The sequence below is a fragment of the Marinomonas phycocola genome (genome assembly GCF_047525455.1).
Taxonomy (GTDB): domain Bacteria; phylum Pseudomonadota; class Gammaproteobacteria; order Pseudomonadales; family Marinomonadaceae; genus Marinomonas.
This window is the reverse complement of the sequence record NZ_JBLIXL010000004.1, coordinates 17,079-40,252: the sequence shown is the minus strand read 5'-3', so window position 1 is coordinate 40,252 and position 23,174 is coordinate 17,079. Positions and strand designations below refer to the sequence as shown.

32 protein-coding genes are annotated in these 23,174 nt (G+C 42.3%); 29 read left to right on the top strand and 3 right to left on the bottom strand.

Annotated features, from left to right (window positions below):
• The first annotated feature begins 9 nt into the window (after nt 1-9).
• The 24 genes from rplB to rplQ all read left to right on the top strand — a co-directional run bounded on the left by rplB (nt 10) and on the right by rplQ (nt 11,746).
• Nucleotides 10-834 (top strand): 50S ribosomal protein L2, encoded by an 825-nt coding sequence (rplB, locus tag ACMUMJ_RS04365; protein ID WP_414677574.1) that lies wholly within the window; start codon nt 10-12, stop codon nt 832-834.
• A 15-nt stretch (nt 835-849) separates the two neighbouring features.
• Nucleotides 850-1,125, top strand: coding sequence for a 30S ribosomal protein S19 (gene rpsS, locus ACMUMJ_RS04360; RefSeq protein ID WP_191601895.1), 276 nt, complete (start codon nt 850-852; stop codon nt 1,123-1,125).
• A gap of 14 nt (nt 1,126-1,139) precedes the next feature.
• Entirely contained in the window at nt 1,140-1,472 is a 333-nt protein-coding gene (gene rplV, locus ACMUMJ_RS04355; RefSeq protein ID WP_414677573.1) for a 50S ribosomal protein L22, read from the top strand.
• A 14-nt stretch (nt 1,473-1,486) separates the two neighbouring features.
• Nucleotides 1,487-2,167: a 30S ribosomal protein S3 gene (gene rpsC / locus ACMUMJ_RS04350; protein WP_269126185.1), complete on the top strand. Its 681-nt coding sequence runs from the start codon at nt 1,487-1,489 to the stop codon at nt 2,165-2,167.
• Between the two features lie 10 nt (nt 2,168-2,177).
• Nucleotides 2,178-2,591: a 50S ribosomal protein L16 gene (rplP, locus tag ACMUMJ_RS04345; RefSeq protein WP_191601898.1), complete on the top strand. Its 414-nt coding sequence runs from the start codon at nt 2,178-2,180 to the stop codon at nt 2,589-2,591.
• On the top strand, nt 2,592-2,783 hold the full coding sequence (rpmC, locus tag ACMUMJ_RS04340; protein ID WP_191601899.1) for a 50S ribosomal protein L29: 192 nt from the start codon (nt 2,592-2,594) through the stop codon (nt 2,781-2,783).
• 1 nt (nt 2,784) lies between these two features.
• Nucleotides 2,785-3,051: a 30S ribosomal protein S17 gene (gene rpsQ / locus ACMUMJ_RS04335; RefSeq protein ID WP_414677572.1), complete on the top strand. Its 267-nt coding sequence runs from the start codon at nt 2,785-2,787 to the stop codon at nt 3,049-3,051.
• A 47-nt stretch (nt 3,052-3,098) separates the two neighbouring features.
• Entirely contained in the window at nt 3,099-3,467 is a 369-nt protein-coding gene (gene rplN, locus ACMUMJ_RS04330) for a 50S ribosomal protein L14 (protein WP_009834615.1), read from the top strand.
• A gap of 16 nt (nt 3,468-3,483) precedes the next feature.
• Entirely contained in the window at nt 3,484-3,801 is a 318-nt protein-coding gene (rplX, locus tag ACMUMJ_RS04325) for a 50S ribosomal protein L24 (RefSeq protein WP_414677571.1), read from the top strand.
• 17 nt (nt 3,802-3,818) lie between these two features.
• On the top strand, nt 3,819-4,358 hold the full coding sequence (rplE, locus tag ACMUMJ_RS04320; RefSeq protein ID WP_414677570.1) for a 50S ribosomal protein L5: 540 nt from the start codon (nt 3,819-3,821) through the stop codon (nt 4,356-4,358).
• Between the two features lie 12 nt (nt 4,359-4,370).
• Complete coding sequence (rpsN, locus tag ACMUMJ_RS04315; protein ID WP_414677569.1) at nt 4,371-4,676, top strand: 30S ribosomal protein S14; 306 nt, start codon at nt 4,371-4,373, stop codon at nt 4,674-4,676.
• Between the two features lie 129 nt (nt 4,677-4,805).
• Nucleotides 4,806-5,198, top strand: coding sequence for a 30S ribosomal protein S8 (rpsH, locus tag ACMUMJ_RS04310; protein ID WP_414677568.1), 393 nt, complete (start codon nt 4,806-4,808; stop codon nt 5,196-5,198).
• Between the two features lie 8 nt (nt 5,199-5,206).
• Nucleotides 5,207-5,740: a 50S ribosomal protein L6 gene (gene rplF, locus ACMUMJ_RS04305; protein ID WP_414677567.1), complete on the top strand. Its 534-nt coding sequence runs from the start codon at nt 5,207-5,209 to the stop codon at nt 5,738-5,740.
• A gap of 10 nt (nt 5,741-5,750) precedes the next feature.
• Nucleotides 5,751-6,101 (top strand): 50S ribosomal protein L18, encoded by a 351-nt coding sequence (gene rplR, locus ACMUMJ_RS04300; protein WP_414677566.1) that lies wholly within the window; start codon nt 5,751-5,753, stop codon nt 6,099-6,101.
• A gap of 10 nt (nt 6,102-6,111) precedes the next feature.
• Complete coding sequence (gene rpsE, locus ACMUMJ_RS04295; protein ID WP_414677565.1) at nt 6,112-6,612, top strand: 30S ribosomal protein S5; 501 nt, start codon at nt 6,112-6,114, stop codon at nt 6,610-6,612.
• 6 nt (nt 6,613-6,618) lie between these two features.
• Nucleotides 6,619-6,804 (top strand): 50S ribosomal protein L30, encoded by a 186-nt coding sequence (gene rpmD / locus ACMUMJ_RS04290; protein WP_414677564.1) that lies wholly within the window; start codon nt 6,619-6,621, stop codon nt 6,802-6,804.
• Nucleotide 6,805: 1 nt separating this feature from the next.
• Nucleotides 6,806-7,240: a 50S ribosomal protein L15 gene (rplO, locus tag ACMUMJ_RS04285; protein WP_414677563.1), complete on the top strand. Its 435-nt coding sequence runs from the start codon at nt 6,806-6,808 to the stop codon at nt 7,238-7,240.
• Nucleotides 7,241-8,572, top strand: a complete 1,332-nt coding sequence (gene secY / locus ACMUMJ_RS04280; protein ID WP_414677562.1) for a preprotein translocase subunit SecY — start codon at nt 7,241-7,243, stop codon at nt 8,570-8,572.
• Between the two features lie 19 nt (nt 8,573-8,591).
• The gene (gene rpmJ, locus ACMUMJ_RS04275) at nt 8,592-8,705 is read left to right on the top strand and encodes a 50S ribosomal protein L36 (RefSeq protein ID WP_055462823.1); all 114 of its coding nucleotides are present in this window, start codon (nt 8,592-8,594) and stop codon (nt 8,703-8,705) included.
• A gap of 118 nt (nt 8,706-8,823) precedes the next feature.
• Entirely contained in the window at nt 8,824-9,180 is a 357-nt protein-coding gene (gene rpsM, locus ACMUMJ_RS04270; RefSeq protein ID WP_414677561.1) for a 30S ribosomal protein S13, read from the top strand.
• Nucleotides 9,181-9,248: 68 nt separating this feature from the next.
• The gene (rpsK, locus tag ACMUMJ_RS04265; protein ID WP_009836290.1) at nt 9,249-9,641 is read left to right on the top strand and encodes a 30S ribosomal protein S11; all 393 of its coding nucleotides are present in this window, start codon (nt 9,249-9,251) and stop codon (nt 9,639-9,641) included.
• A 16-nt stretch (nt 9,642-9,657) separates the two neighbouring features.
• A complete protein-coding gene (gene rpsD, locus ACMUMJ_RS04260; protein WP_414677560.1) occupies nt 9,658-10,278 on the top strand; it encodes a 30S ribosomal protein S4 in 621 nt (206 codons plus the stop codon).
• A gap of 34 nt (nt 10,279-10,312) precedes the next feature.
• Nucleotides 10,313-11,317, top strand: coding sequence for a DNA-directed RNA polymerase subunit alpha (locus tag ACMUMJ_RS04255; RefSeq protein ID WP_414677559.1), 1,005 nt, complete (start codon nt 10,313-10,315; stop codon nt 11,315-11,317).
• Between the two features lie 42 nt (nt 11,318-11,359).
• The gene (gene rplQ, locus ACMUMJ_RS04250) at nt 11,360-11,746 is read left to right on the top strand and encodes a 50S ribosomal protein L17 (protein WP_414677558.1); all 387 of its coding nucleotides are present in this window, start codon (nt 11,360-11,362) and stop codon (nt 11,744-11,746) included.
• A gap of 131 nt (nt 11,747-11,877) precedes the next feature.
• Here the strand turns inward: rplQ and uvrA are convergent, their stop codons facing one another.
• A complete protein-coding gene (uvrA, locus tag ACMUMJ_RS04245) occupies nt 11,878-14,703 on the bottom strand; it encodes an excinuclease ABC subunit UvrA (RefSeq protein WP_414677557.1) in 2,826 nt (941 codons plus the stop codon).
• A 160-nt stretch (nt 14,704-14,863) separates the two neighbouring features.
• Between uvrA and ACMUMJ_RS04240 the strand changes: the two genes are divergently transcribed.
• On the top strand, nt 14,864-16,222 hold the full coding sequence (locus ACMUMJ_RS04240) for an MFS transporter (protein WP_414677556.1): 1,359 nt from the start codon (nt 14,864-14,866) through the stop codon (nt 16,220-16,222).
• A 30-nt stretch (nt 16,223-16,252) separates the two neighbouring features.
• A complete protein-coding gene (locus ACMUMJ_RS04235) occupies nt 16,253-16,942 on the top strand; it encodes a single-stranded DNA-binding protein (protein ID WP_414677555.1) in 690 nt (229 codons plus the stop codon).
• Between the two features lie 304 nt (nt 16,943-17,246).
• Here the strand turns inward: ACMUMJ_RS04235 and ACMUMJ_RS04230 are convergent, their stop codons facing one another.
• Both ACMUMJ_RS04230 and ACMUMJ_RS04225 read right to left on the bottom strand, forming a co-directional pair.
• Nucleotides 17,247-17,939 (bottom strand): cupin domain-containing protein, encoded by a 693-nt coding sequence (locus ACMUMJ_RS04230; RefSeq protein ID WP_414677554.1) that lies wholly within the window; start codon nt 17,937-17,939, stop codon nt 17,247-17,249.
• A 50-nt stretch (nt 17,940-17,989) separates the two neighbouring features.
• Nucleotides 17,990-18,610 carry a glutathione S-transferase family protein gene (locus tag ACMUMJ_RS04225; protein WP_414677553.1) on the bottom strand — a complete coding sequence of 207 codons (621 nt, stop codon included), beginning with the start codon at nt 18,608-18,610 and terminating at the stop codon, nt 17,990-17,992.
• A 240-nt stretch (nt 18,611-18,850) separates the two neighbouring features.
• On the opposite strand from ACMUMJ_RS04225, the gene ACMUMJ_RS04220 reads away from it, so the two are divergent.
• The 3 genes from ACMUMJ_RS04220 to ACMUMJ_RS04210 all read left to right on the top strand — a co-directional run bounded on the left by ACMUMJ_RS04220 (nt 18,851) and on the right by ACMUMJ_RS04210 (nt 23,161).
• Nucleotides 18,851-19,387: a TetR/AcrR family transcriptional regulator gene (locus ACMUMJ_RS04220; RefSeq protein WP_414677552.1), complete on the top strand. Its 537-nt coding sequence runs from the start codon at nt 18,851-18,853 to the stop codon at nt 19,385-19,387.
• Nucleotides 19,388-19,490: 103 nt separating this feature from the next.
• On the top strand, nt 19,491-20,066 hold the full coding sequence (gene smrA / locus ACMUMJ_RS04215; protein ID WP_414677551.1) for a DNA endonuclease SmrA: 576 nt from the start codon (nt 19,491-19,493) through the stop codon (nt 20,064-20,066).
• 173 nt (nt 20,067-20,239) lie between these two features.
• Nucleotides 20,240-23,161 (top strand): insulinase family protein, encoded by a 2,922-nt coding sequence (locus tag ACMUMJ_RS04210; protein ID WP_414677550.1) that lies wholly within the window; start codon nt 20,240-20,242, stop codon nt 23,159-23,161.
• The last annotated feature ends 13 nt before the right edge of the window (nt 23,162-23,174 follow it).

Below are 23,174 nucleotides of genomic sequence, written 5' to 3'. Positions count from 1 at the left end.
GATAGGTCAATGGCTGTTGTAAAATGTAAGCCAACGTCTGCAGGCCGTCGTCACGTTGTTAAAGTTGTAAACGATGAGTTGCATAAAGGCGCGCCTTACGCACCTCTTCTTGATAAGAAGAGTAAGTCTGGTGGTCGTAATAACAACGGACGCATCACTACGCGTCACGTAGGTGGTGGTCATAAGCAGCATTACCGTATGGTGGATTTTCGTCGTAATAAAGATGGAATTCAAGCGGTGGTTGAGCGTTTGGAGTATGATCCAAACCGTTCTGCAAATATTGCATTAGTTTTATATGCTGACGGTGAACGTCGCTACATCATTGCTTCTAAAGGTATGGTAGCGGGTACGGTCATTTTTAATGGTGCAGATTCACCTATTAAGCCAGGTAATAGTTTGCCTTTGCAAAACATTCCTGTAGGTAGTCTTGTACACTGTGTCGAGTTGAAGCCTGGTAAAGGTGCGCAAATTGCGCGTTCTGCTGGTGCATCTGCTCAGCTTGTTGCTCGTGAAGGTCGTTATGTAACACTTCGCCTACGTTCTGGCGAAATGCGTAAAGTATTGACTGAGTGTCGTGCTACTTTGGGTGAAGTATCTAATTCTGAGCATAGTTTACGTGTGCTTGGTAAAGCGGGTGCTAATCGCTGGCGTGGTATCCGTCCTACTGTTCGTGGTGCGGCAATGAACCCGGTTGATCACCCGCACGGTGGTGGTGAAGGTCGTAGTAAAGGCGGTCGTCATCCAGTTACGCCTTGGGGTGTGCCTACTAAAGGGTACAAAACACGCAGTAATAAGCGTACTGACAAACTTATTGTACGTCGTCGTACTAAGTAATAAGAGGAAACGACTGTGCCACGTTCACTAAAAAAAGGTCCTTTCATCGACCTTCATTTGTTGAAAAAGGTAGAGGCTGCGGTAGAGAAAAACGATCGTCGTCCAATTAAGACTTGGTCGCGCCGTTCTACTGTCTTCCCTGAATTTGTAGGGTTGACTATTGCGGTCCATAATGGTCGCCAGCATGTCCCAGTTATTGTAACTGAAGATATGGTCGGTCATAAATTGGGTGAGTTCGCTCCAACCCGCACGTATCGCGGTCATGCTGCGGATAAGAAAGCCAAACGGTAACTAGGGGTATTATTATGAGTGAAGTAAGTGCTTCATTAAAAGGTGCTCGCCTCTCTGCACAGAAAGCCCGTTTGGTTGCTGATCAAATACGTGGTAAGTCTGTGAGCGAAGCACTGAACATCTTGGCGTTCAGTCCTAAAAAAGCGGCAGCTATTGTCAAAAAAGTACTAGAGTCTGCTGTTGCTAATGCTGAGCATAACGATGGTGCTGATATAGATGACTTGCGTGTTTCTACGATCTTCGTTGATGAGGCTATGACTCTGAAGCGTATTAAGCCACGTGCGAAAGGACGTGCAGATCGTGTATTCAAGCGCGGTTGCCATATTACAGTCAAAGTCGCTGACTAATTAGGAGAAACCCAATGGGTCAGAAGGTTCATCCAACTGGAATACGCTTAGGAATAGTTAAAGATCATACTTCTACTTGGTATGCTAATAATCAAAACTACTCCAAGCTGCTATTAAATGATCTTCAAGTTCGTAAGTTCTTGGAGAAAAAATTAGTGCAGGCTTCTGTTTCTCGTATCGAGATTCAACGTCCTGCTCAAACTGCTCGAATTACTATTCACACTGCCCGTCCAGGGATTGTGATTGGTAAGAAAGGCGAAGATGTTGAGAAGTTGCGTAATGCTATTTCTACTATGATGGGCGTGCCTGTTCATATCAACATCGAAGAAATTCGTAAGCCTGAACTGGATGCTAAATTGGTTGCGCAAAACATTGCGGGTCAATTGGAGCGTCGTGTAATGTTCCGTCGTGCTATGAAACGTGCTGTTCAAAATGCAATGCGTGGTGGTGCGAAAGGCATTAAGGTTCAGGTTAGTGGCCGTTTAGGCGGAGCTGAAATCGCCCGTGCTGAATGGTACCGCGAAGGCCGTGTGCCGCTACACACTCTGCGTGCTGACATTGACTACGCTACTTATGAGGCAAACACTACTTACGGTATTATTGGCGTAAAAACGTGGATCTTCAAAGGCGAAATCTTGGGCGGTATTGAACAAGTGCGTGCTAATAAAGGCGCACAAAAGAAGAAGTCTAAGTAGGGGGTGAGTCATGTTACAACCGAAACGTACTAAGTTCCGTAAGATGATGAAGGGTCGCAACCGTGGCCTTGCTATTCGCGGCTCTCAAGTTAGCTTTGGTGAATACGGATTGAAATCGACTCAACGTGGTCGTATTACTGCTCGTCAAATTGAGGCGGCGCGTCGTGCAATGACTCGTCACATTAAGCGTGGTGGTAAAATCTGGATTCGTGTATTCCCTGATAAGCCGATTACCCAAAAACCTCTTGAGGTTCGTCAGGGTAAAGGTAAGGGTAACGTAGAATATTGGGTTGCACAAATTCAACCCGGTAAGATGCTTTATGAAGTTGAGGGTGTTTCTGAGCAATTAGCGCGCGAAGCTTTCGCGTTGGCAGCTGCTAAGCTTCCTCTGTCCACAACTTTCGTAACGCGCACGGTGATGTAGATGAAAGCAAAAGAACTACAAACAAAGACTGTGACTGAGTTACAGCAAACTTTGATTGAATTGCTTAAAGAGCAGTTCACTCTGCGTATGCAGAAGGCAACTGGCCAGCTAACGCAAACTCATTTGCTTCCTCAAGTTCGCCGCAATATCGCGCGTGTTAAAACCGTGCTAAATGATAAGGCAGGTAACTAAGATGGCAAGTGCAGAAACTAAAGCTCGTATTGCTACTGGTAAAGTAGTAAGCGACAAGATGGATAAAACCATTACAGTACTAGTTGAGCATACTGAAAAACATGCCCTTTATGGTAAGTTTATCCGTCGTTCGACTAAATTACACGCTCACGATGAAAACAACGAATGCCTAATCGGCGACACAGTAAAGGTTGTGGAAACGCGCCCTTATTCTAAGTCTAAGACTTGGAAGCTAGTGCAAGTTGTTGACAAGGCAGCAGCTGTTTAAGCTGCTCCTTCGTGAGACTTGTTATCTAATTTGATTGGAGAGCAGTTATGATTCAAACAGAATCGATGCTTGATATTGCAGATAACAGCGGTGCAAAGCGTGTTCAGTGTATAAAAGTACTGGGTGGCTCACATCGTCGTTACGCTGGTATCGGTGACATTATTAAAGTCACAGTGAAAGAAGCGATTCCTCGTGGTCGTGTTAAGAAAGGGCAGGTTCTAAACGCTGTTGTTGTTAGAACTAAAAAAGGTGTTCGTCGTCCAGATGGCTCCGTGATCCGTTTTGATGTAAATTCTGCGGTTCTACTAAATGCGTCTGGTCAACCAATTGGTACTCGTATCTTTGGCCCAGTTACCCGTGAGTTGCGTTCTGAGCAATTCATGAAAATTATTTCTCTTGCACCTGAAGTGTTGTAAGAGGGAGGGGCTAAATATGCGTAAAATCAAAAGTAATGACGAAGTTGTTGTAATTGCTGGTAAAGATAAAGGCAAGCGCGGCAAAGTTGTTAAGGTTGTTGACGATAACCGTGTTCTTGTTTCTGGCATCAATATGATGAAGAAGCACGAGAAGCCAAACCCTATGAAGGGTACGACTGGCGGAATCGTTGAGAAAGAAGCACCTATCCAGGTTTCAAATGTAGCTATATTTAATGCAGCTACAGGAAAAGCGGATCGCGTCGGCTTTAAAGTGACTGAAGATGGTACTAAGGTACGTATCTTTAAATCAAACAGTGAAGCGATCGACGCCTAAGAGCGAGAATTATAGCCATGGCGAGACTTAAGCAAGTTTATAAAGATCAAGTAGTAGCAAATCTGTCTGAGCAGTTTGGCTACAAAAATGTAATGGAAGTGCCGAAAATCACTAAAATTACATTGAATATGGGTGTAGGTGAGGCAATCGCTGACAAGAAACTTCTTGAAAATGCGGTGAATGATTTACAAGCTCTAAGCGGCCAAAAAGTTGTCGTTACAAAAGCTCGTAAATCAGTTGCGGGCTTTAAAATCCGTGATGGTTACCCTATCGGCTGCAAGGTTACTCTACGTGGTGAGCGTATGTGGGATTTCTTCGACCGTTTGGTTGATGTTGCAATTCCACGTATTCGAGACTTCCGTGGTTTAAACCCTAAGTCATTTGATGGACGCGGTAACTACAGTATGGGTGTTAAAGAGCAGATCATCTTCCCTGAAATCGATTACGATAAGGTAGATCGTGTACGTGGTATGGATATTACCATTACAACTACTGCTCGTACCGACGAAGAAGGTCGTGCTTTGCTAGCCGCCTTTAGTTTCCCTTTCAAGAAATAAGAGGTAAGAATCATGGCTAAAATATCAATGATTCAACGCGAAGCAAAACGCACAAAATTAGTAGAAAAGTATGCTGAAAAGCGTGCTGCACTAAAAGCAATTATTAGCGATGTGAATGCATCTGATGATGAAAAGTGGGAAGCAACGCTTAAATTGCAAGCTCTTCCGCGTGATTCATCTTCTTCTCGCCAGCGTAACCGTTGTCAAATAACGGGCCGTCCACATGGTGTTTATCGCAAATTTGGTTTGTCAAGAATCAAATTGCGTGAAGCAGCTATGCGCGGTGATGTACCAGGCTTGAAGAAAGCTAGTTGGTAAGCAAGTAGATCACGGTCATATTACATTGCAGTGAAGAGATGTTCAGTTTTCCTGGACATTTCGTTCGCTGTTCTGTACTATGCGCGAGCTCTATTTGCTGCACAATGGTTTTTAATTAGGAGCTCTTAAATGAGTATGCAAGATACACTTGCGGATATGTTTACACGTATTCGTAATGCACAGATGGCTTCGAAAACATCTGTTAGCATGCCTTCATCAAAAATGAAGGTGTCGGTTGCTTCTGTTCTACGTGAAGAAGGTTATGTGACTGATTTTTCTGTAACAGAAGAAGTTAAGCCGACTCTTACTATCGATCTTAAATATTTCGAAGGTAAGCCAGTTATCGAAGTGATTAAACGCGCTTCTCGTCCAAGTTTGCGTCAATACAAAACTGCCACAACTCTTCCAAAGGTTGAGGCTGGTTTAGGTGTTGCTATCATCTCTACCTCAAAAGGTGTGATGACAGACCGTGCAGCTCGCGCTGCAGGTATTGGTGGCGAAGTAATCTGCACTGTTTTCTAGGAGTTAGTATGTCTCGTGTTGCTAAAAGTCCCGTGACGCTTCCTGCTGGTGTAGATGTAACCCTAAATGGTCAACACTTAGTCGTTAAAGGCGGCAAAGGTTCATTAGAGTTAAATGCCCACCAGAATGTTGAAGTTGCTCAGCAAGATAATGTTCTTACATTTGTTCCTCGTGATGGAGCTAAGCAAAGCCGAGCTTTAGCTGGTACTATGCGTTCATTAGTGAACAATATGGTTATCGGTGTAAGTCAGGGTTTTGAAAAAAGACTGTTGTTGCAAGGTGTTGGTTATCGTGCGGCGGTTAAGGGTAATGTATTAAATCTTAGCTTAGGTTTTTCTCATCCTGTTGAATATGAATTGCCTGCCGGTGTTACTGCTGAATGTGCTTCTCAAACAGAAGTCGTTCTTCGTGGTATTGACAAACAAGTGATTGGTCAAGCTGCTGCTGAAGTTCGTGGTTTTCGCCCTCCCGAGCCTTATAAAGGCAAAGGTGTTCGCTATTCTGACGAAGTTGTTCGTCGCAAAGAAGCTAAGAAAAAGTAGGTAAGTATTCATGAACACTAAAAAACAGTCTCGAATTCGTCGCGCACGTCGCGCACGTTTACATATTCGTGAGTTGGGTGCGCATCGTCTTACTGTACATCGCACACCACGTCACATGTATGCACAAGTTATTTCCCCATGCGGAAGTAAAGTGCTAGCAAGCGCCTCTACTTTGGATGGCGATCTTCGTTCAGATGCAACGGGTAATAAAACAGCTGCTGTAAAAGTAGGTGCTTTAATCGCTACTCGCGCTAAAGAAGCAGGTATCACAACGGTCGCTTTTGACCGTTCTGGTTTTAAATACCACGGCCGTGTTCAAGCATTAGCTGACGCTGCTCGTGAAGCCGGTCTAGAGTTCTAAGGGGTAGCAAATGGCAGTTAATGAACAACAAACTAGCGACCTCCAAGAGAAGCTAGTTCAAGTCAACCGTGTGGCGAAAGTTGTTAAGGGTGGTCGTATCTTCTCTTTCACAGCTTTGACAGTGGTTGGTGATGGTAATGGTAAAGTTGGTTTTGGTCGTGGTAAAGCACGTGAAGTTCCACAGGCTATTCAAAAAGCTATGGAACAAGCGCGTCGCAATATGATCACTGTTCAGCTTAATGGCGATACTCTTCAATACCCAGTAAAAGCTGCTCATGGTGCATCTAAAGTTTATATGCAACCAGCTTCACAGGGTACGGGTATTATTGCAGGTGGTGCAATGCGTGCGGTTCTTGAAATTGCAGGTATTCACAATGTTTTGGCTAAGTGTTACGGCTCTACAAACCCAGTTAATGTTGTTCGCGCAACCATTAAGGGTTTGCAAGATATGCAAGCTCCTGAGCAAATTGCAGCTAAACGCGGTAAGTCAGTCGATCAAATTTTGGGGTAATGTGTTATGGCAAATGCAACCATCACAGTTGAATTAACCCGCAGTCCGATTGGTCGTCTTCCTAAGCACCGTGCGACTGTTCAGGGTTTAGGTTTACGTAAAGTCGGCCAGCGCCGTGAATTAGAAGATACGCCTTCTGTTCGTGGAATGGTTAATAAAGTGTATTACATGGTTAAAGTGGTAGGGGAATAAAATGTTCTTAAATACTATTAAACCTGCCGAAGGTAGCAAACCTACAGCTAAGCGTCGTGGCCGTGGTATTGGTAGCGGATTAGGTAAAACAGGCGGGCGTGGCCATAAAGGCCTCAAGTCTCGTTCAGGTAGTTCTGTTCGCCCTGGTTTTGAAGGTGGTCAAATGCCTTTACAAAAACGTTTACCTAAGTTCGGTTTCACTTCGCGTCAGGCAAAATATGTTGCTGAAGTTCGTTTAGGCGAACTGGCGTCTGTAAATGCTGAAGTTATTGATTTAGCTGCTTTGATAAGTGCGGACATCTTTGGTCATCAAATTAAAACTGCGCGTGTAATCTTGTCTGGTACTATTGACAAGGCGGTTACTGTTCGTGGTCTTAAAGTGACTAAAGGCGCTCGCGCTGCAATCGAAGCTGCTGGCGGAAAAGTCGAGGAATAAATGGCAAAGCGTGGCTCACTACCTGCAAATGCACAAAAGGGATTAGGGGAACTTTGGTCTCGTATTCGTTTTGTGTTTTTAGCAATTATTGTATATAGAATAGGTGCACACATCCCGGTGCCAGGTATTAATCCTGACCGTTTGTCTGCTCTGTTTGATCAAAATGAAGGCACAATCCTGAGTCTGTTCAATGTTTTCTCAGGTGGGGCTCTGGAGCGCATGAGTATTTTTGCGCTAGGTATACTCCCTTATATTTCTGCCTCTATTATTATGCAGTTGTTAACGGTAGTTAGTCCGCAGCTAGAACAACTCAAGAAGGAAGGTGAGGCTGGGCGACGTAAAATCACTCAGTATACTCGTTATGGTACAGTTCTTCTTGCGTTAGTTCAGTCTGCTAGTATGGCGGTTGGTCTGGCTAGTCAAGGGATCTCATTTAGTAGTGGCCTAGAGTTTTATGCAGTTGCTGTAATTACTCTTGTATCTGGTACTGTTTTCTTGATGTGGTTAGGCGAGCAGGTAACTGAGAAAGGTATTGGCAATGGTATCTCTATACTGATTTTTGCTGGTATCGTTGCAGGTTTACCTTCTGCGCTAGGCAGATCTTTTGAGTCGGCTCGTCAAGGCGATATTAATATTCTTGCCTTATTGTTGATTGGTATTATGGCTATAGCAACTGTGGCGTTTGTTGTCTTTATTGAAAGAGGACAGCGTCGTATAACAGTCAACTATGCTAAGCGCCAGCAAGGTAAGAAAGTATTTGCTGCACAAAAGAGTCATCTACCGCTTAAAGTGAATATGGCTGGTGTTATACCTCCAATTTTTGCTTCAAGTATTTTGCTGTTCCCAGCTTCTATTGGTCAATGGTTTGGTCAAGGTGAAGGGATGGAATGGTTGCAAGATGTCTCTTTAGCTCTTGCTCCTGGGCAACCACTGTATGTGTTGTTATTTTCGATAGCAATTGTCTTCTTTTGCTTCTTTTATACAGCGCTGGTGTTTAACCCCAAAGATGTAGCAGATAATTTAAAAAAATCCGGTGCTTTTTTACCGGGGATTCGCCCAGGCGATCATACTGCTCGATATATTGATGGTGTAATGACTCGATTGACATTGTTTGGTGCTCTATATATCACCTTAGTGTCTTTGATGCCTCAATTCTTTGTAGTGGCATGGAACGTACCCTTCTACTTCGGTGGAACCTCTATGTTAATCGTGGTTGTAGTGGTAATGGATTTCATGACGCAAGTGCAAAGTCACTTGATGAGTCATCAATACGAATCATTAATGAAGAAATCTAATCTGACTGGTTATGGTCCAAATGGCCTTATGCGTTAAGCATAGGTTGGAGTTGAACATGAAAGTACGTGCATCTGTTAAAAAAATCTGTCGTAACTGTAAAATCGTTCGTCGTAACGGTTCAGTTCGAGTGATTTGTTCAGAACCAAGACACAAACAGCGTCAAGGTTAAAACAAATTAACTCATTGATAAGCAGGGCGGTTGATTTGTCGATTGAAAAACGGCATAATCGCCGCCCTAATGAAAGCAAAGTGGTGATTTTTATCACCCTAACAACGGAGTAAAGTGAATGGCCCGTATAGCCGGTGTCAATATTCCTGACAATAAACATGCGGTCATTTCTCTGACTTACATCTTCGGAATCGGTCGCACCCGTTCACACGCAATTTGTGCAGCGACAGGAGTTCAGGAGACAGCAAAAATTGGTTCATTGAGCGATGACGTTCTTGACCAATTGCGCGGAGAAGTTGGTAAGTACACAGTTGAAGGTGATCTTCGACGTGAACTAAGCATGTCTATCAAACGTCTGATGGATATGGGTTGTCATCGCGGTATTCGTCACCGTCGCAGCCTACCTGTTCGTGGTCAGCGTACCAAAACGAACGCTCGTACACGTAAAGGCCCTCGTAAGCCTATTCGTAAGTAATATAAACGCGTTTCGCTCTAGCTACTAAGTTTGCTAGAGCTGAGCATTTAATATAGGAAAAGTGCAATATGGCTAAGCCAGCTACGCGCAATACCAAGAAAAAAGTCAAAAAGACAGTTGTTGATGGTGTTGCACATGTACACGCATCTTTTAACAACACTATTGTGACTATCACCGATCGCCAAGGCAACGCTTTGTCTTGGGCTACTGCCGGTGGTTCTGGTTTTCGCGGATCTCGTAAAAGTACGCCTTTCGCAGCTCAAGTTGCTGCTGAACGTGCCGGTGCTGTTGCTCAAGAATTCGGTTTAAAAAACGTAGACGTTATGATCAAAGGCCCTGGCCCTGGTCGTGAGTCCGCAGTACGTGCATTGAATGCATTAGGCTTGCGTATCAATAACATTACAGATGTGACGCCAATACCACATAATGGTTGCCGTCCACCTAAGAAACGTCGCGTTTAATTGAGGAGACAGATACATGGCTCGTTATATAGGTCCAACTTGTAAGTTGTCTCGTCGTGAAGGTACGGACTTGCAATTAAAGAGCGGCTCACGTGCTCTAGAATCAAAATGTAAATTAGAAGCAGCTCCTGGTGTACACGGCGCACGCCGCGGTCGCTTGTCTGATTATGGTTTACAGTTACGTGAAAAACAAAAGGTTCGTCGTACTTACGGCATCCTTGAGAAACAGTTCCGTAATTATTATAAAAGTGCTGCTCGCTTGAAAGGTGCTACAGGTGAAAACTTGTTACAACTTCTTGAGTCTCGCTTAGACAATGTTGTTTACCGTGCTGGTTTTGGTTCTACACGTGCCGAAGCTCGTCAATTAGTAGGACACAAGGGTGTTCTAGTTAATGGTGCAACAGTAAATATCGCGTCTTTCCAAGTTAAAGTTGGTGACGTTGTATCTATTCGTGAAAAAGCTAAGAAGCAGCTTCGTGTACAGAATGCACTTGAGCTAGCTAAGAATCGTACTTCTGCTCATTGGATTGAAACTGATTCTACTAAACTAGAAGCAGTTTACAAGTCAATTCCAGAGCGTGGCGATTTGTCAGCTGAAATTAATGAAAACCTGATCGTTGAGCTTTACTCTAAGTAAGGTTGATCTTTTAGGAGAAGAAATAGGTGGATCTATGCAGCGTTCAGTGAGCGAATTGTTAACCCCACGCAACATTGAAGTTCAAGAATTGGGCATAACGCGCGCCAAAGTTACTCTGCAGCCACTAGAACGTGGTTTTGGGCATACTTTAGGCAACGCTCTACGTCGTATTCTGTTGTCTTCAATGCCTGGTTGTGCAATTGTTGAAGTTGAAATCGACGGTGTATTGCATGAATACAGCGCAATTGAAGGGGTAAAAGAAGATGTTATTGAAGTTCTTCTTAACCTGAAAGGAGTTGCGATCGCTCTACACGGGCAAGATGAAGCAACTCTTACTTTATGTAAAAAAGGTCCTAGTGTTGTTACTGCTGGTGATATCCAGTTAGTAGCTGATGCTGAGATTGCTAACCCTGACCATATCATTGCGCATTTAGATGAGTCTGCTGAATTAAATATGCAGATCAGAGTTGCTCGTGGTCGAGGTTATGAGCCTGCTGATGCTCGTATTGCAAGTGATGATGAGACTCGTCCTATTGGTCGCTTGCAGCTGGATGCTTCATTCAGCCCTGTACGTAGAGTTGCTTACAGTGTCGAAAATGCTCGTGTAGAGCAGCGTACTGATTTAGATAAACTTGTCTTAGACATCGAATCTAATGGTACTATTGATCCTGAAGAAGCAATTCGTCGTGCAGCTACTATTTTACAACAACAAATTGCAGTGTTTGTCGCTCTTGAGAGTGAAAGTGAGCCTGCTGTTGTAGAAGAAGAGGATGAAATCGATCCAATTTTGCTACGCCCGGTTGATGATCTTGAATTAACCGTTCGAAGTGCTAACTGTTTAAAAGCAGAGAACATTTATTACATCGGTGATTTAATACAACGTACTGAAGTTGAGCTTCTTAAGACGCCTAACTTAGGTAAAAAATCGTTGACTGAGATCAAAGATGTTTTAGCACAGCGTGGTTTGTCTTTGGGGATGCGTTTGGAAAACTGGCCTCCAGCTAGTTTAAAAGACGATAGCAAGGTACTAGCTCGCTAGGTCATTGTTCCCTGACCACCGTAGTTTGGTAAGGAATTTATAATGCGTCATCGTAAGAGTGGACGTCACTTAAACCGTACTAGCTCGCACCGTAAAGCGATGTTCAAAAATATGGCTGCTTCTTTATTCGAGCACGAAGTTATTAAAACTACGTTACCGAAAGCCAAAGAACTTCGTCGCGTTGCTGAGCCATTGATTACACTGGCTAAAAATGATTCCGTAGCGAATCGCCGTTTAGCTTTTGCTCGTACTCGTAGCAAAGATGCTGTTGGTAAGTTATTCTCTGAACTTGGTCCTCGTTACCAAGCTCGTCCAGGTGGTTATATTCGCATTCTTAAATGCGGATTCCGTTCTGGTGATAATGCACCAATGGCTTACGTTGAATTGGTCGATCGACCAGTTACTGACGTTGAAGATACTGCTGAATAAGCTAAATCTTCCATAAAAAAACCAGACATAAAGTCTGGTTTTTTTATGTTTTCGATTTGAGCGATCTATTATTTTTTGATAGCGCCTTAGCCTATAATAAACCAAGGCACTGTAATAACGATTTTTGGGAGCTATTTCTCTAGTAGCAGTTTTAAGAATGTCGCTGTATGGGATTCTGTCACATTAGATATTTCTTCAGGCGTTCCTTCCGCTAAGATATAACCACCACCATTGCCGCCTTCAGGTCCTAAATCAATAATCCAATCCGCTGTTTTAATAACGTCTAAATTATGTTCGATCACAACGACAGTGTTTCCATGATCTCGCAATCTGTGAAGAACTTTTAACAATTGTTCGATATCAGCAAAGTGCAAGCCTGTGGTTGGCTCATCTAATATGTATAAAGTTTGTCCTGTGTCTCTTTTAGACAGTTCTTTTGATAGTTTAACCCGTTGAGCTTCACCACCAGATAGAGTTGTCGCGGATTGCCCTAAACGTATGTATCCAAGTCCGACATCTATTAATGTTTGGAGTTTTCTAGCAATAGAAGGTACAGGATCGAAGAACCCTCTTGCATCTTCAATCGTCATTTCTAAGCAATCATGAATGTTTTTACCTTTATACTGAATTTCTAATGTTTCTCTGTTATAGCGTTTTCCTTTGCAAACATCACATGGAACATAAACATCTGGTAAAAAATGCATTTCAACTTTTATGACGCCATCGCCTTGGCAGGCTTCACAGCGTCCACCTTTTACATTAAAGCTAAAGCGACCTGGCTTATAGCCTCTAGAGCGCGCTTCCTGGGTTGCTGAAAACAACTCTCTCATTGGTGTAAATATGCCGGTATAAGTTGCTGGGTTTGAGCGTGGGGTTCTGCCTATAGGACTTTGATCAATGTCGACACATTTGTCGAAATGTTCAAAACCTTCAATGTGATCGAATGGAGATGCTTTTAATGTGGTTGCACCATTTAGCGTTGTCGCAGCTAAAGGGTAGAGAGTACTATTAATTAGGGTTGATTTACCGGAGCCAGAAACACCAGTCACGCAAGTCATAACGCCAACAGGAATATGTAAATCAACGTTGTTAAGATTATTACCCCGAGCCCCAAATAATGATAGATGGAGTCCATCTTTTGCTTTAATTCTTTGATTCGGGACGCTTATCTTTCGTGTGCCATTGAGAAACTGACCTGTAATTGAATTTGGGTTATTCATTACGTCTTCAGGTGTTCCGTGAGCAATAACCTGACCACCGTGAATGCCTGCTCCAGGACCAATATCGACAACAAAGTCTGCAACTCTTATGGCGTCTTCATCGTGTTCGACAACTATGACAGTATTACCGAGATCCCTTAATCGAGTTAATGTGGCAATTAAGCGTTCATTATCTCGTTGATGCAACCCAATGGAGGGTTCATCCAATATGTACATGACACCTACAAGGCCTGCGCCAATCTGGCTTGCAAGCCGGATACGCTGAGCTTCTCCTCCAGATAAAGAATCTGCTTTTCGGTCAAGCGTTAAATACTCTAATCCGACATTAGCAAGGAAAGTTAAGCGATCTCGTATCTCCTTCAAAATTTTTGACGCAATTTCACCCTTCGAGCCCGGTAGTGTAAGACTATCAAAATAACTTAAGCAATCTGCAATAGGTTTGGAGGTGATGTCTGGAATGGTTAATTCTTCTATAAATACGTTTCGTGCCGCTTTATTTAATCGAGCTCCATGGCATTCGGGACACGCTTGAACGCTGATATATTGCGACAAATCATCGCGAACTGAGTCTGACTCTGTTTCGTGGTAACGACGTTGTAAGTTTGGAATAACACCTTCAAATGCATGTGAACGAGTCATTTTATCTCCACGTTCATTGATATACACGAAAGAAATTTTATCTTTACCTGAACCATTTAAAATGTGTTTCTTGTGTTTTTCAGGAATGTCTTTAAATGGCAATTCGATATCAAACTCATAATGTTCCGCAAGAGCCTGTAGCTGTTGAAAATAGAAGATGCTACGTCTTCCCCAGCCTCGAATAGCGCCTTCAGCAAGCGTTAGACTATCATCTACAACAATAAGACTTGAATCAAAAAGTTGGTGTGTTCCTAGACCATCACAGGTAGGACAGGCTCCGTTTGGATTATTAAAAGAAAAGAGCCTTGGTTCAAGTTCGGTAATACTGTAACCACAGACAGGGCAGGCGAATTTGCTTGAAAAAATATGAATTTCTTTTGGTGAATCCATATTAATCACTTTTGCGATGCCATCGGACAGTGTCAGGCAAGTCTCAAACGACTCGGCAAGGCGCAGTTGTAAATCTTTTCTTACTTTGAAGCGATCTATTACGACTTCAATGGTATGCTTCTTGTTTTTTTCTAAGGTCGGAGCATCATCTAAATCAACAACTAAGCCGTCAATGCGTGCACGAATAAAGCCTTTTGATAATAAATCACTAATAGTATGTAAGTGTTCGCCTTTACGGTCTTTGACTACTGGGGCTAAGAGCATTAGCTTTGTATCTACGGGTAACGAAAGGACTTTATCCACCATTTGTGAAATGGTTTGTGCTTCTAAAGGCTCTCCATGGTCAGGGCATCTTGGCTGTCCTGCTCTGGCAAACAATAATCGTAGATAATCGTATATTTCAGTAATTGTTCCAACGGTAGATCGTGGATTATGAGATGTGGACTTTTGCTCTATTGATATGGCGGGTGACAGGCCTTCAATATGGTCAATATCTGGTTTTTCCATCATTGATAAAAATTGGCGTGCATACGTTGAGAGTGATTCAACATAGCGCCTTTGCCCTTCAGCATAAAGCGTATCAAATGCTAAAGACGATTTCCCTGAGCCAGAAAGACCCGTTATGACAATGAGTTTGTCCCTTGGAATATCTAGGTCAATATTTTTGAGGTTATGGGTACGCGCCCCTCGAATGGTGATATTATCCATTTGTCTCCGACCCTGTAATAAAACATAAAAATCATTATACGTATTTGTTAAAATAACTGTCTATTTTTACAGTAGTTATGATAGAGCTTCAACGCTATTTTTTGTAAAATATGAATTTATCAACATTTCTTTTTTAATTTTACGCGGTACCAACTTTATTATGGATGCATTCGAGCGTCGTTCAGTGATTGCTCTGGCAACGGTGTATTTATTCCGTATGCTGGGTCTCTTTCTTATCATACCGATCATTAGTATTTCTGCAGTGGATCTGAATGGGGCGAATACGGCTTTAATTGGTACAGCAATTGGCATTTATGGCTTAACTCAAGCGTTATTACAAATTCCAATGGGAATGTTGTCAGATAATGTCGGCCGTAAGAAAATTATTATAATCGGCCTTATTTTGTTCGCACTTGGTAGTATTTTATGCGCAAACGCAAATGACATTATTAGTTTAATTGTCGGTCGTGCAGTTCAAGGCTCGGGAGCGATCGCTAGTACATTGATGGCTCTTCTTAGTGATGTGACTCGCGAACAAAATAGAACCAAAGCGATGGCAACAGTGGGTATCAGTATTGGAGTATCCTTTATGCTATCTCTTGTTTTAGGTCCATGGTTGTATTCATTAATTGGTTTATCAGGTTTGTTCTACTTGTCTTTTATCTCGTCCTTGCTCGGCATACTTTTAATTATTTGGATGATTCCAAACATAACGCAACATACGTTCAGAAGAGATACGACGCCCAGTTTATCGGCATTAGGAAGGGTTTTGAAAAATACTCAACTAGGCTCTATGAATGTCAGCGTGTTCTTATTGCATGCAAGTCTAACTGCGTTATTTATTTGTATTCCCAGTTTCTTAATTATTCAGTTTGACTTCCCTTTATTAAATCATAGTTGGCTTTACTTATTAGTCATGGGATTGGCGTTTATTGGTATGATACCATTAGTCATTATTGCGGAAGCGAAAGGGAAAATGAAACAGGTCATGACAGCTGTTATGTTTCTGCTGTCTATTTCCATTATGTTAATGGCATTTATACCAAGTATGGTCTTGTTTGGTGTGTTGCTGTGGGTTTATTTTGTGGCTTTTAATACATTAGAAGCGACCTTACCATCGGTTGTTAGTAAACTGTCTCCCGTGGGCTATCGTGGAACAGCCATGGGGGTATTTTCGACTCATCAATTCTTAGGTGCTTTTATTGGTGGTGTTGGCGGTGGATGGTTGTTGCAAAGCACGTCTGTAGAAACGTTGTTTATTACGGTAGGAGCGGCCTTATTTATTTGGTCTTTGTTATTGTTGAACCAGCCTGCACCCCCAACGCTAACCAGTTTGGCGTTTAGTCTAGACAGCTATAATAATGAAGACATCAAAGAGTTATCGTTACAATTAATAAACATCCAAGGAGTGGAAGAAATGCAATTATTTGCAGATGAAAAAACAGCGTATTTAAAAATTAATAAACAACAATTAGACAGAGATGATTTGCTGCGTGTTGTACCGCAGATAACTCTTTAAAGAACATGAATAGAAGAATTGGAGAAGGTCATGGCACGTGGAATAAATAAAGTTATCCTAATCGGTAACGCAGGTAATGATGCAGAAGTTCGCTTTATGCCTAACGGTGGCGCTGTTGCAAATGTTAGCCTAGCAACATCTGAAAGCTGGAGAGACAAGCAAACAGGTCAGATGCAAGAGCGTACAGAATGGCATCGAGTGTCTTTTATGGATCGTGGTAATTATCGTTTGGGTCAAATCGCAGGCGATTTTATTAAAAAAGGCGCGAAGGTTTATGTTGAAGGCTCCCTGCGTACTCGTGAGTGGGAAAAAGACGGTGTGAAGCGTTACACGACGGAAATCATTGCCAGCGAATTGCAATTGCTTGATGGGCGCAACGATCAAAGTGGTGGTCAAGGCGGTTATGATAATAACCAGGGTGGTTATCAGCAACGCCCAGCAGCCCAGCCTCAAGGTGGCTATGGTAATCAGCAGCCAAATCAAGGCTATGGTCAACCCGCATCTGGCGGTTATGGTCAAGCGCCACAACAGGCGGCATCACAACCTCAAACAGCGCCTGCTCAACCGCAATCTTTTGGTAGTTGGGGTGATGCGCCTCAACAAGCAGCACCACAACGTGCACCGACTCCTGCGCCTCAACCTGCAGCAGCACCAAAGCCTCAAGCGGCGCCTCAACCAGCGCCAAACTTTGATGATTTTGATGACGATATTCCTTTCTAATTTATATGTAATTAAAAAGTCGTAATGTGATGTTTTGGAAAAAACCCTGCTGTCGCAGGGTTTTTTATAAGAAAGGCTCAAGAGATAATTTTTGGGAAATGTATCTCAATTCTATTTAAGTTATTTTTATGGTTATATGATGTAACTACTCGGATAGACTTTGTTTATAGTATGGAAGGTGTGAAATATATTAAAATGTTCTTAGAGCGCCCCACTTCGTTTTAATATGTTGAACCGTTAGATGTGCTCTCAATCGAATACTTCCACTTTACAAATAATATAGATTATAAAGCGGAAGAGGCCTTTATGTATTTTTCAAATGTTCTATTTGTTTATCCACATCGGATAAGTGCCCTGTTTTTAACCAAATACGTGCACCTTGGTCTCCTGCTACACCCTCAATCCTTGATTTAATCGGTAGGCGTAACCAGCTGTGTTTGATTAGTCGGTCATTTTGTTCTTGCAGGGATCCCTCTATTATTAAAAGTTCTGCTCCTTGAGGAGTGTCTAGTTTAATCGATGCGTTTGATTCTAGCTCCAGTATACTGACTTCTTCGATGTGATCTTTATACAAAGGTGTAATAGATACGCCTAGTTGAGACCTTAACTTAACAGACCCCATTTTAAGAGTTTGCAAACGAATGTGGGTTCGATCTTCTGGTTGGAATTGCCAAAGTTTGACAAGCATAATACACCCGTCTTGAGAACTGGGCGTATGACTTGATTCTGGAGGGTTTCGGATATAAGAGCCAGTTGGAAAATCCCCGTGTTCATCTTGAAATACGCCATCTAGTACCAAAAACTCTTCCCCTCCAGTATGTACGTGAGAGGAAAATGCGCTTCCGGGTGCATAACGGACAATTGTGGTTGCCCGTGCTACTTCACTGCCCACTCGATCAAGAGGGCGGCGTTCTACTCCTTTCATGGGGGATGCAAGCCATTCTAGGGACTCGCTATGAACGACGACTCTTTTGCTAAAGTCCGCGGCGATTTTCATATCTGACTCCTACTCTGTAGTAATTTTCTCGTTGAAATGAGTATAAAAAATTATTGTTTGACACTTGGACGTTCTGCAACCAGAGTTAACCAACGGTGAACGTGAGTTAATTCAGCAGGAATTTCTATTTGTGCAAAACCTGCAAAACCAATGCCTGCATACAGTGTAATGTCTGCAATGGTAAACGTTTCGCCTGCAAGGAAGGTGCTGCTTGAGAGTACGGTATTAAAATAAGCTAATCCATTTAATGACTTCTCTTTCTGCTTTTGGCCCCATTCGTTGTTTTGGTATGTTTCTAATGCTGGACCTAGGCCGTCCGTAGCATGATGAAAGTAAGCGGCAACACAATCAAGTACCATTGATTCAGCACGTTTTTGTTGCATGTTAATGATGGCTCTTTCTTTTGCTGTTTCTCCTGTTAGCGATGGGCCTGAAAAATGCTGATCTATGTATTCTGTGATAGCCGTACATTCAGAAATAAAAGTTCCATCTTCCAGTTCTAAAACAGGCACACTGGCGGCTGGGTTTTTAGCTAGAAAGGCGTCCGTGCGGTGCTCCCCATTCATTAGATCTACAGGAATAAATGTAACGTGGGACGTCGCATTTTTCTCTGCTAAAGCAATGCGAACGCGTAAAGGGTTAGGGAAGTTTGCTACGTCATAAATTTTCATAAGTCATAACTCCAGTAATACAATCTATCGATAGATAGTTTAAATAAAAAATACACACCTCTTTTCTATTGTATCCAATAAGAAAAGAGGTTCATGAAGCAACAGATAGGCAGTTTTCAGAATCGTAACAATTAAAGTGCCTACCTAGTGGTAGATGATTACTCTAAAGTTCTATTTCTTTCTTGTCAATGTCTATCTACTGATTGATAATTCCATAAGTTTAAATTTGAGTAATGAAATATGACTAAAAAAGCAGCGCTTCTTCTAGCGGCGGAAAGTAAGGTGCGTGAAGGTGGTTACAGTAATTTTAGTTTTCGAGAGCTTGCTAAAGAAGTTGGGATAAAGAGCGCAAGTGTGCATTATCATTTTCCAACAAAAGCAGATTTAGGGGCTGAATTAGCTCGTCAATATGCGGATGGTTTCTTAGCTGCGTTGGGTAATTCTATTGATATCAAGGCTTCAGGTAAGAATCCTATTGATGTGTATGTGGGGCTTTTTCAGCAAGCATTGATTAACGATCAGCAAATGTGTCTTTGTGGTTTGCTTGGGGCTGAAAGCGACAGTTTACCCGAATCGGTTCGAGTGGAAACAAAGCGTTTTTTCGAACGCAATTTAGAGTGGCTTAATGATGCTTATTTATCCTTAGGTTATTCAGAAAAAAATGCTTATTACAGTTCGATAAAAACAATTTCTCTTTTAGAAGGCTCTATGATGGTTAGTAAAGCGATACAAAATAATGATATTTTTCTTGAGATGATTCATGCTGTAGATACGTAAAGACAGTCTAAATGAGGGGGTTGAGTTGGAATGTTGTGCATCATAAGTGGCTATTATCTTATAATAGGTAGTTTTAGGTTAGAGTAAGGTGTGTGGGGTTATAGTGGAAGATGACGATGATTTCTCTTTGTTTTCACAAGAAGTGGAGGGCATTAAACGGTTAAAAAGCTCAGCCATCTATCTTGGAAAAAGGGGGGCGAAGGTGGATTACTCAGTAAGGCAAGAAGCCGCGACTTTGGTTCCTGAAAAAGATCTAAATCACTTATCGGCAGACTATGTTGAACGCGTTGCTGCGTTAGATATTTTACAGTACAAAAAAGACGGTGTTCAGGACGGTGTATTTAAACGCTTACGTCAAGGAAAGTATGGCATTGAATCTCGTTTGGATTTGCATCGTCGGACGGTTGAGCAGGCTCGTCAGCAGGTCTATCAATTTGTTCAAGATTGTATGAAAAACGATATTCGAGTTGCTATTATCGTTCATGGTCGGGGAGATCGAACCCCCGACAGTGAAGCGACATTAAAAAGTTATTTAAATAAATGGCTTCGAGACCTAGATGATGTAATGGCGTTTCACAGTGCGCAAAAATACCATGGAGGAGGAGGCGCTGTTTACGTTTTGTTTAAGAAAAGTGAAAGAGCAAGACAAGAGAATTGGGAAAAACATCAAAAGCGCTAAATAATAATTCAATTAGACGTTGTTTTACTGTCATAGTAGGGCATTGGTCGTGTAGTAAAACGGCGTCATTTGCTATAATTTGCCAACTTTGTCTCCTACATAGAGGCATATCATTATTGTCTAAAAGTAGAGTCTGGTCATATCAGTCTAAATCATATTTATAGAGGTAGAGAATGACAAATAATACCGAGCATCATTCGGCATTTTCTTTTGTGCGCAGTGAATTTATCGATGCGCTGAATGTTGAAGTTTTTGAGTATGAACACAGCGTCACTGGTGCTAAGCATATTCATATTGCATCAGAAAATGATGAAAATGTATTTCTAGTGGGATTGAAGACGGTTCCAACGGACTCTTGTGGTGTCGCTCATATTTTAGAGCATACGGTATTATGTGGATCGGAACGTTTTCCTGTCCGTGACCCATTTTTTATGATGATTCGACGTTCTTTGAATACCTTTATGAATGCGTTTACCTCTTCGGATTGGACGGCTTATCCGTTTGCGAGTAAAAACAAAAAAGATTTTCGTAATTTATTGGATGTGTATTTAGATGCGGTATTCTTTTCTCGTCTAGATCCTCTGGATTTTTCACAAGAAGGTCATCGCTTAGAGTTTGCTGAACCAACAAATTCAGAGTCGGACTTGACGTTCAAAGGCGTTGTGTTCAATGAAATGAAAGGGGCGATGAGTTCCACGACATCTGTTTTGTGGCAGACCATCACCAAATACTTATGCCCGAATAATACGTATCATTTTAATTCTGGTGGTGAACCGACAGATATTCCTGATTTATCGTACGATGATTTAATCGCGTTTTATCGTACTCATTATCACCCATCAAATGCCGTCTTTATGACATTTGGTGATTTACCTGCGCTTGAGCTTCAAACTGAGTTCGAAGAGAAAGTTCTGAGTCGATTCGAACGCCTAGATAAAAAAATTGTTGTACCTAATGCAAAACGATACTTCTCTCCTGTACGTGTAGAAGAAGCGTATGCGGCTGAAGACGATAAAGAAGATGCGTGTCACGTCGTGGTTGCTTGGTTGCTTGGTGAAAGTACGGATCTTTCACAACAATTTGAAGCTGAGTTGCTTTCTAATGTGCTGTTAGACAATAGCGCTTCCCCGTTACGTAGAGCATTAGAAAGTTCAAAACTGGGTAAGGCACCTTCTCCAATGTGCGGATTAGAAGACAGCAATAAAGAAATGAGCTTTATGTGTGGTCTTGAGGGAGTTGCTCGTACGGATGCGGAAAAAGTAGAATCATTGATTATCGAAACCTTGAATCAAGTGGTTGAAGATGGGGTTCCCCAAGAGATGGTTGAGGCCATGCTGCACCAATTGGAATTGAGCCAGCGTGAAATCGGTGGCGACAGTTATCCATTTGGTTTGCAATTGATTTTAGGAGGCTTATCTACAGCAATGCATTCTGGAGATGTTATTGCTCAACTAAATCTAGATCCTGTTATTGCAGATCTACGAGAACGAATTCAATCACCAACATACATTGCGGATTTGATCCAAAACCTCATATTAAGTAATGCCCACCGAGTAACGGTTACTCTACGTCCTGATTCAGAGTTAGAAAGTCGTCGTGATCAGGCCGAAAAAGACCGTTTAGCGCAAATTAAAGCCGGTTTATCCGCTGTAGATGCTCAAGAAATTATAGAGAGAAGTGAGGCGTTAAAAGAGCGTCAATCTCAAGTAGATGACATGAGTGTTTTACCTAAAGTTGGATTAGAGGATGTCCCTGCGAAGCTGCCGAGCTACGCAAGCGAACAATTAGAACAAGCTCTGCCAGTGACGTTTTATCCACAAGGCACGAATGGTTTGGTATACCAGCAATTAGTAATCGATTTACCTGAATTAGATGAAGAAGAGACGGCGTATCTACCGTTATTCTCTTATGTATTAACAGAGCTAGGAGCTGGTGAATTTGATTATTTAGCGATGCAAGAGCGTCAAGCTCAAGTGTGTGGTGGAATTGGAGCATCAACTTCGTTAAGAACAACATTGGAGGATCGCCAACAATTAGGTGCCTATTTTGTTGTGTCCTCGAAGGCGTTAGTTTCTCACTTTTCCAAAATGAGTGAGCTGATGTATGACAGTGTGTGCTCTCCTAGGTTTGATGAACTGGATCGCGTAAAAGAGCTGGTGGCTCAACGCCGTGCCCGCCGTGAGCAATCGATTACTGGTCAAGGCCATATTTTAGCCATGACTGTGGCTTCTAGTGGGATCTGTGGTTTAGCGAGTCAGCAGGAAGCATGGGGAGGCATGTCTGGTATTCAGTCATTGAAAACATTAGATGACACATTGAAAACGGATCAAGCAGCACTTGCAAACCTGATGGCGGTTTTCTCACGTATACATGGTAAATTGCTTACTTCTAGTAAACAGTTGCTAGTGGTAGGTGAGGAGCAACAGCAAAAAGATCTATTAGAACAGGTAGATAAAGTCTGGTCCCGTTTGGATAAGGGGAAAGCAGCAAATGCGTTTGCACTGCAAGTAAAAGAAGAGACAGTGAAGAAGGCATGGCTAACTTCTACCCAAGTCAACTTTTGTGCAAAATCGTTTAGAACTGTGATGGGTGTGCATCCTGATGTTGCTCCGCTGACTGTTTTAGGTGGCTTCTTACGTAATGGCTATTTACATCGTGCCATTCGCGAGCAAGGGGGGGCATACGGTGGAGGGGCTACTTTTGACTCAAATATTGGCGCGTTCCGCTTCTATTCATACCGAGACCCACGATTAGCGGAAACATTGGCAGATTTTGATGCGTCATTAGAATGGTTAGAGACAACAGAGCATACTGAAGAGGCATTAGAAGAAGCTGTGTTAGGTGTAATTGGCTCAATGGATAAACCTGGCTCTCCTGCTGGGGAAGCTCAAGGGGATTTCTTTGTACAACTGCATGGTCGTACGAAAGAGCATAGAGAAAGGTTTAGGGCACAGATCTTATCTGTCTCTATTGAGCAGTTACAAAATGTCGCGAAGCGCTATCTAACACAAGGAAACGAAAGCGTTGCTGTAATTAGCTCTTTAAACCAAAAAGACACTTTGGTTTCTTTAGGTTTTGATACAACAACATTATAAAAATAAGACTAAA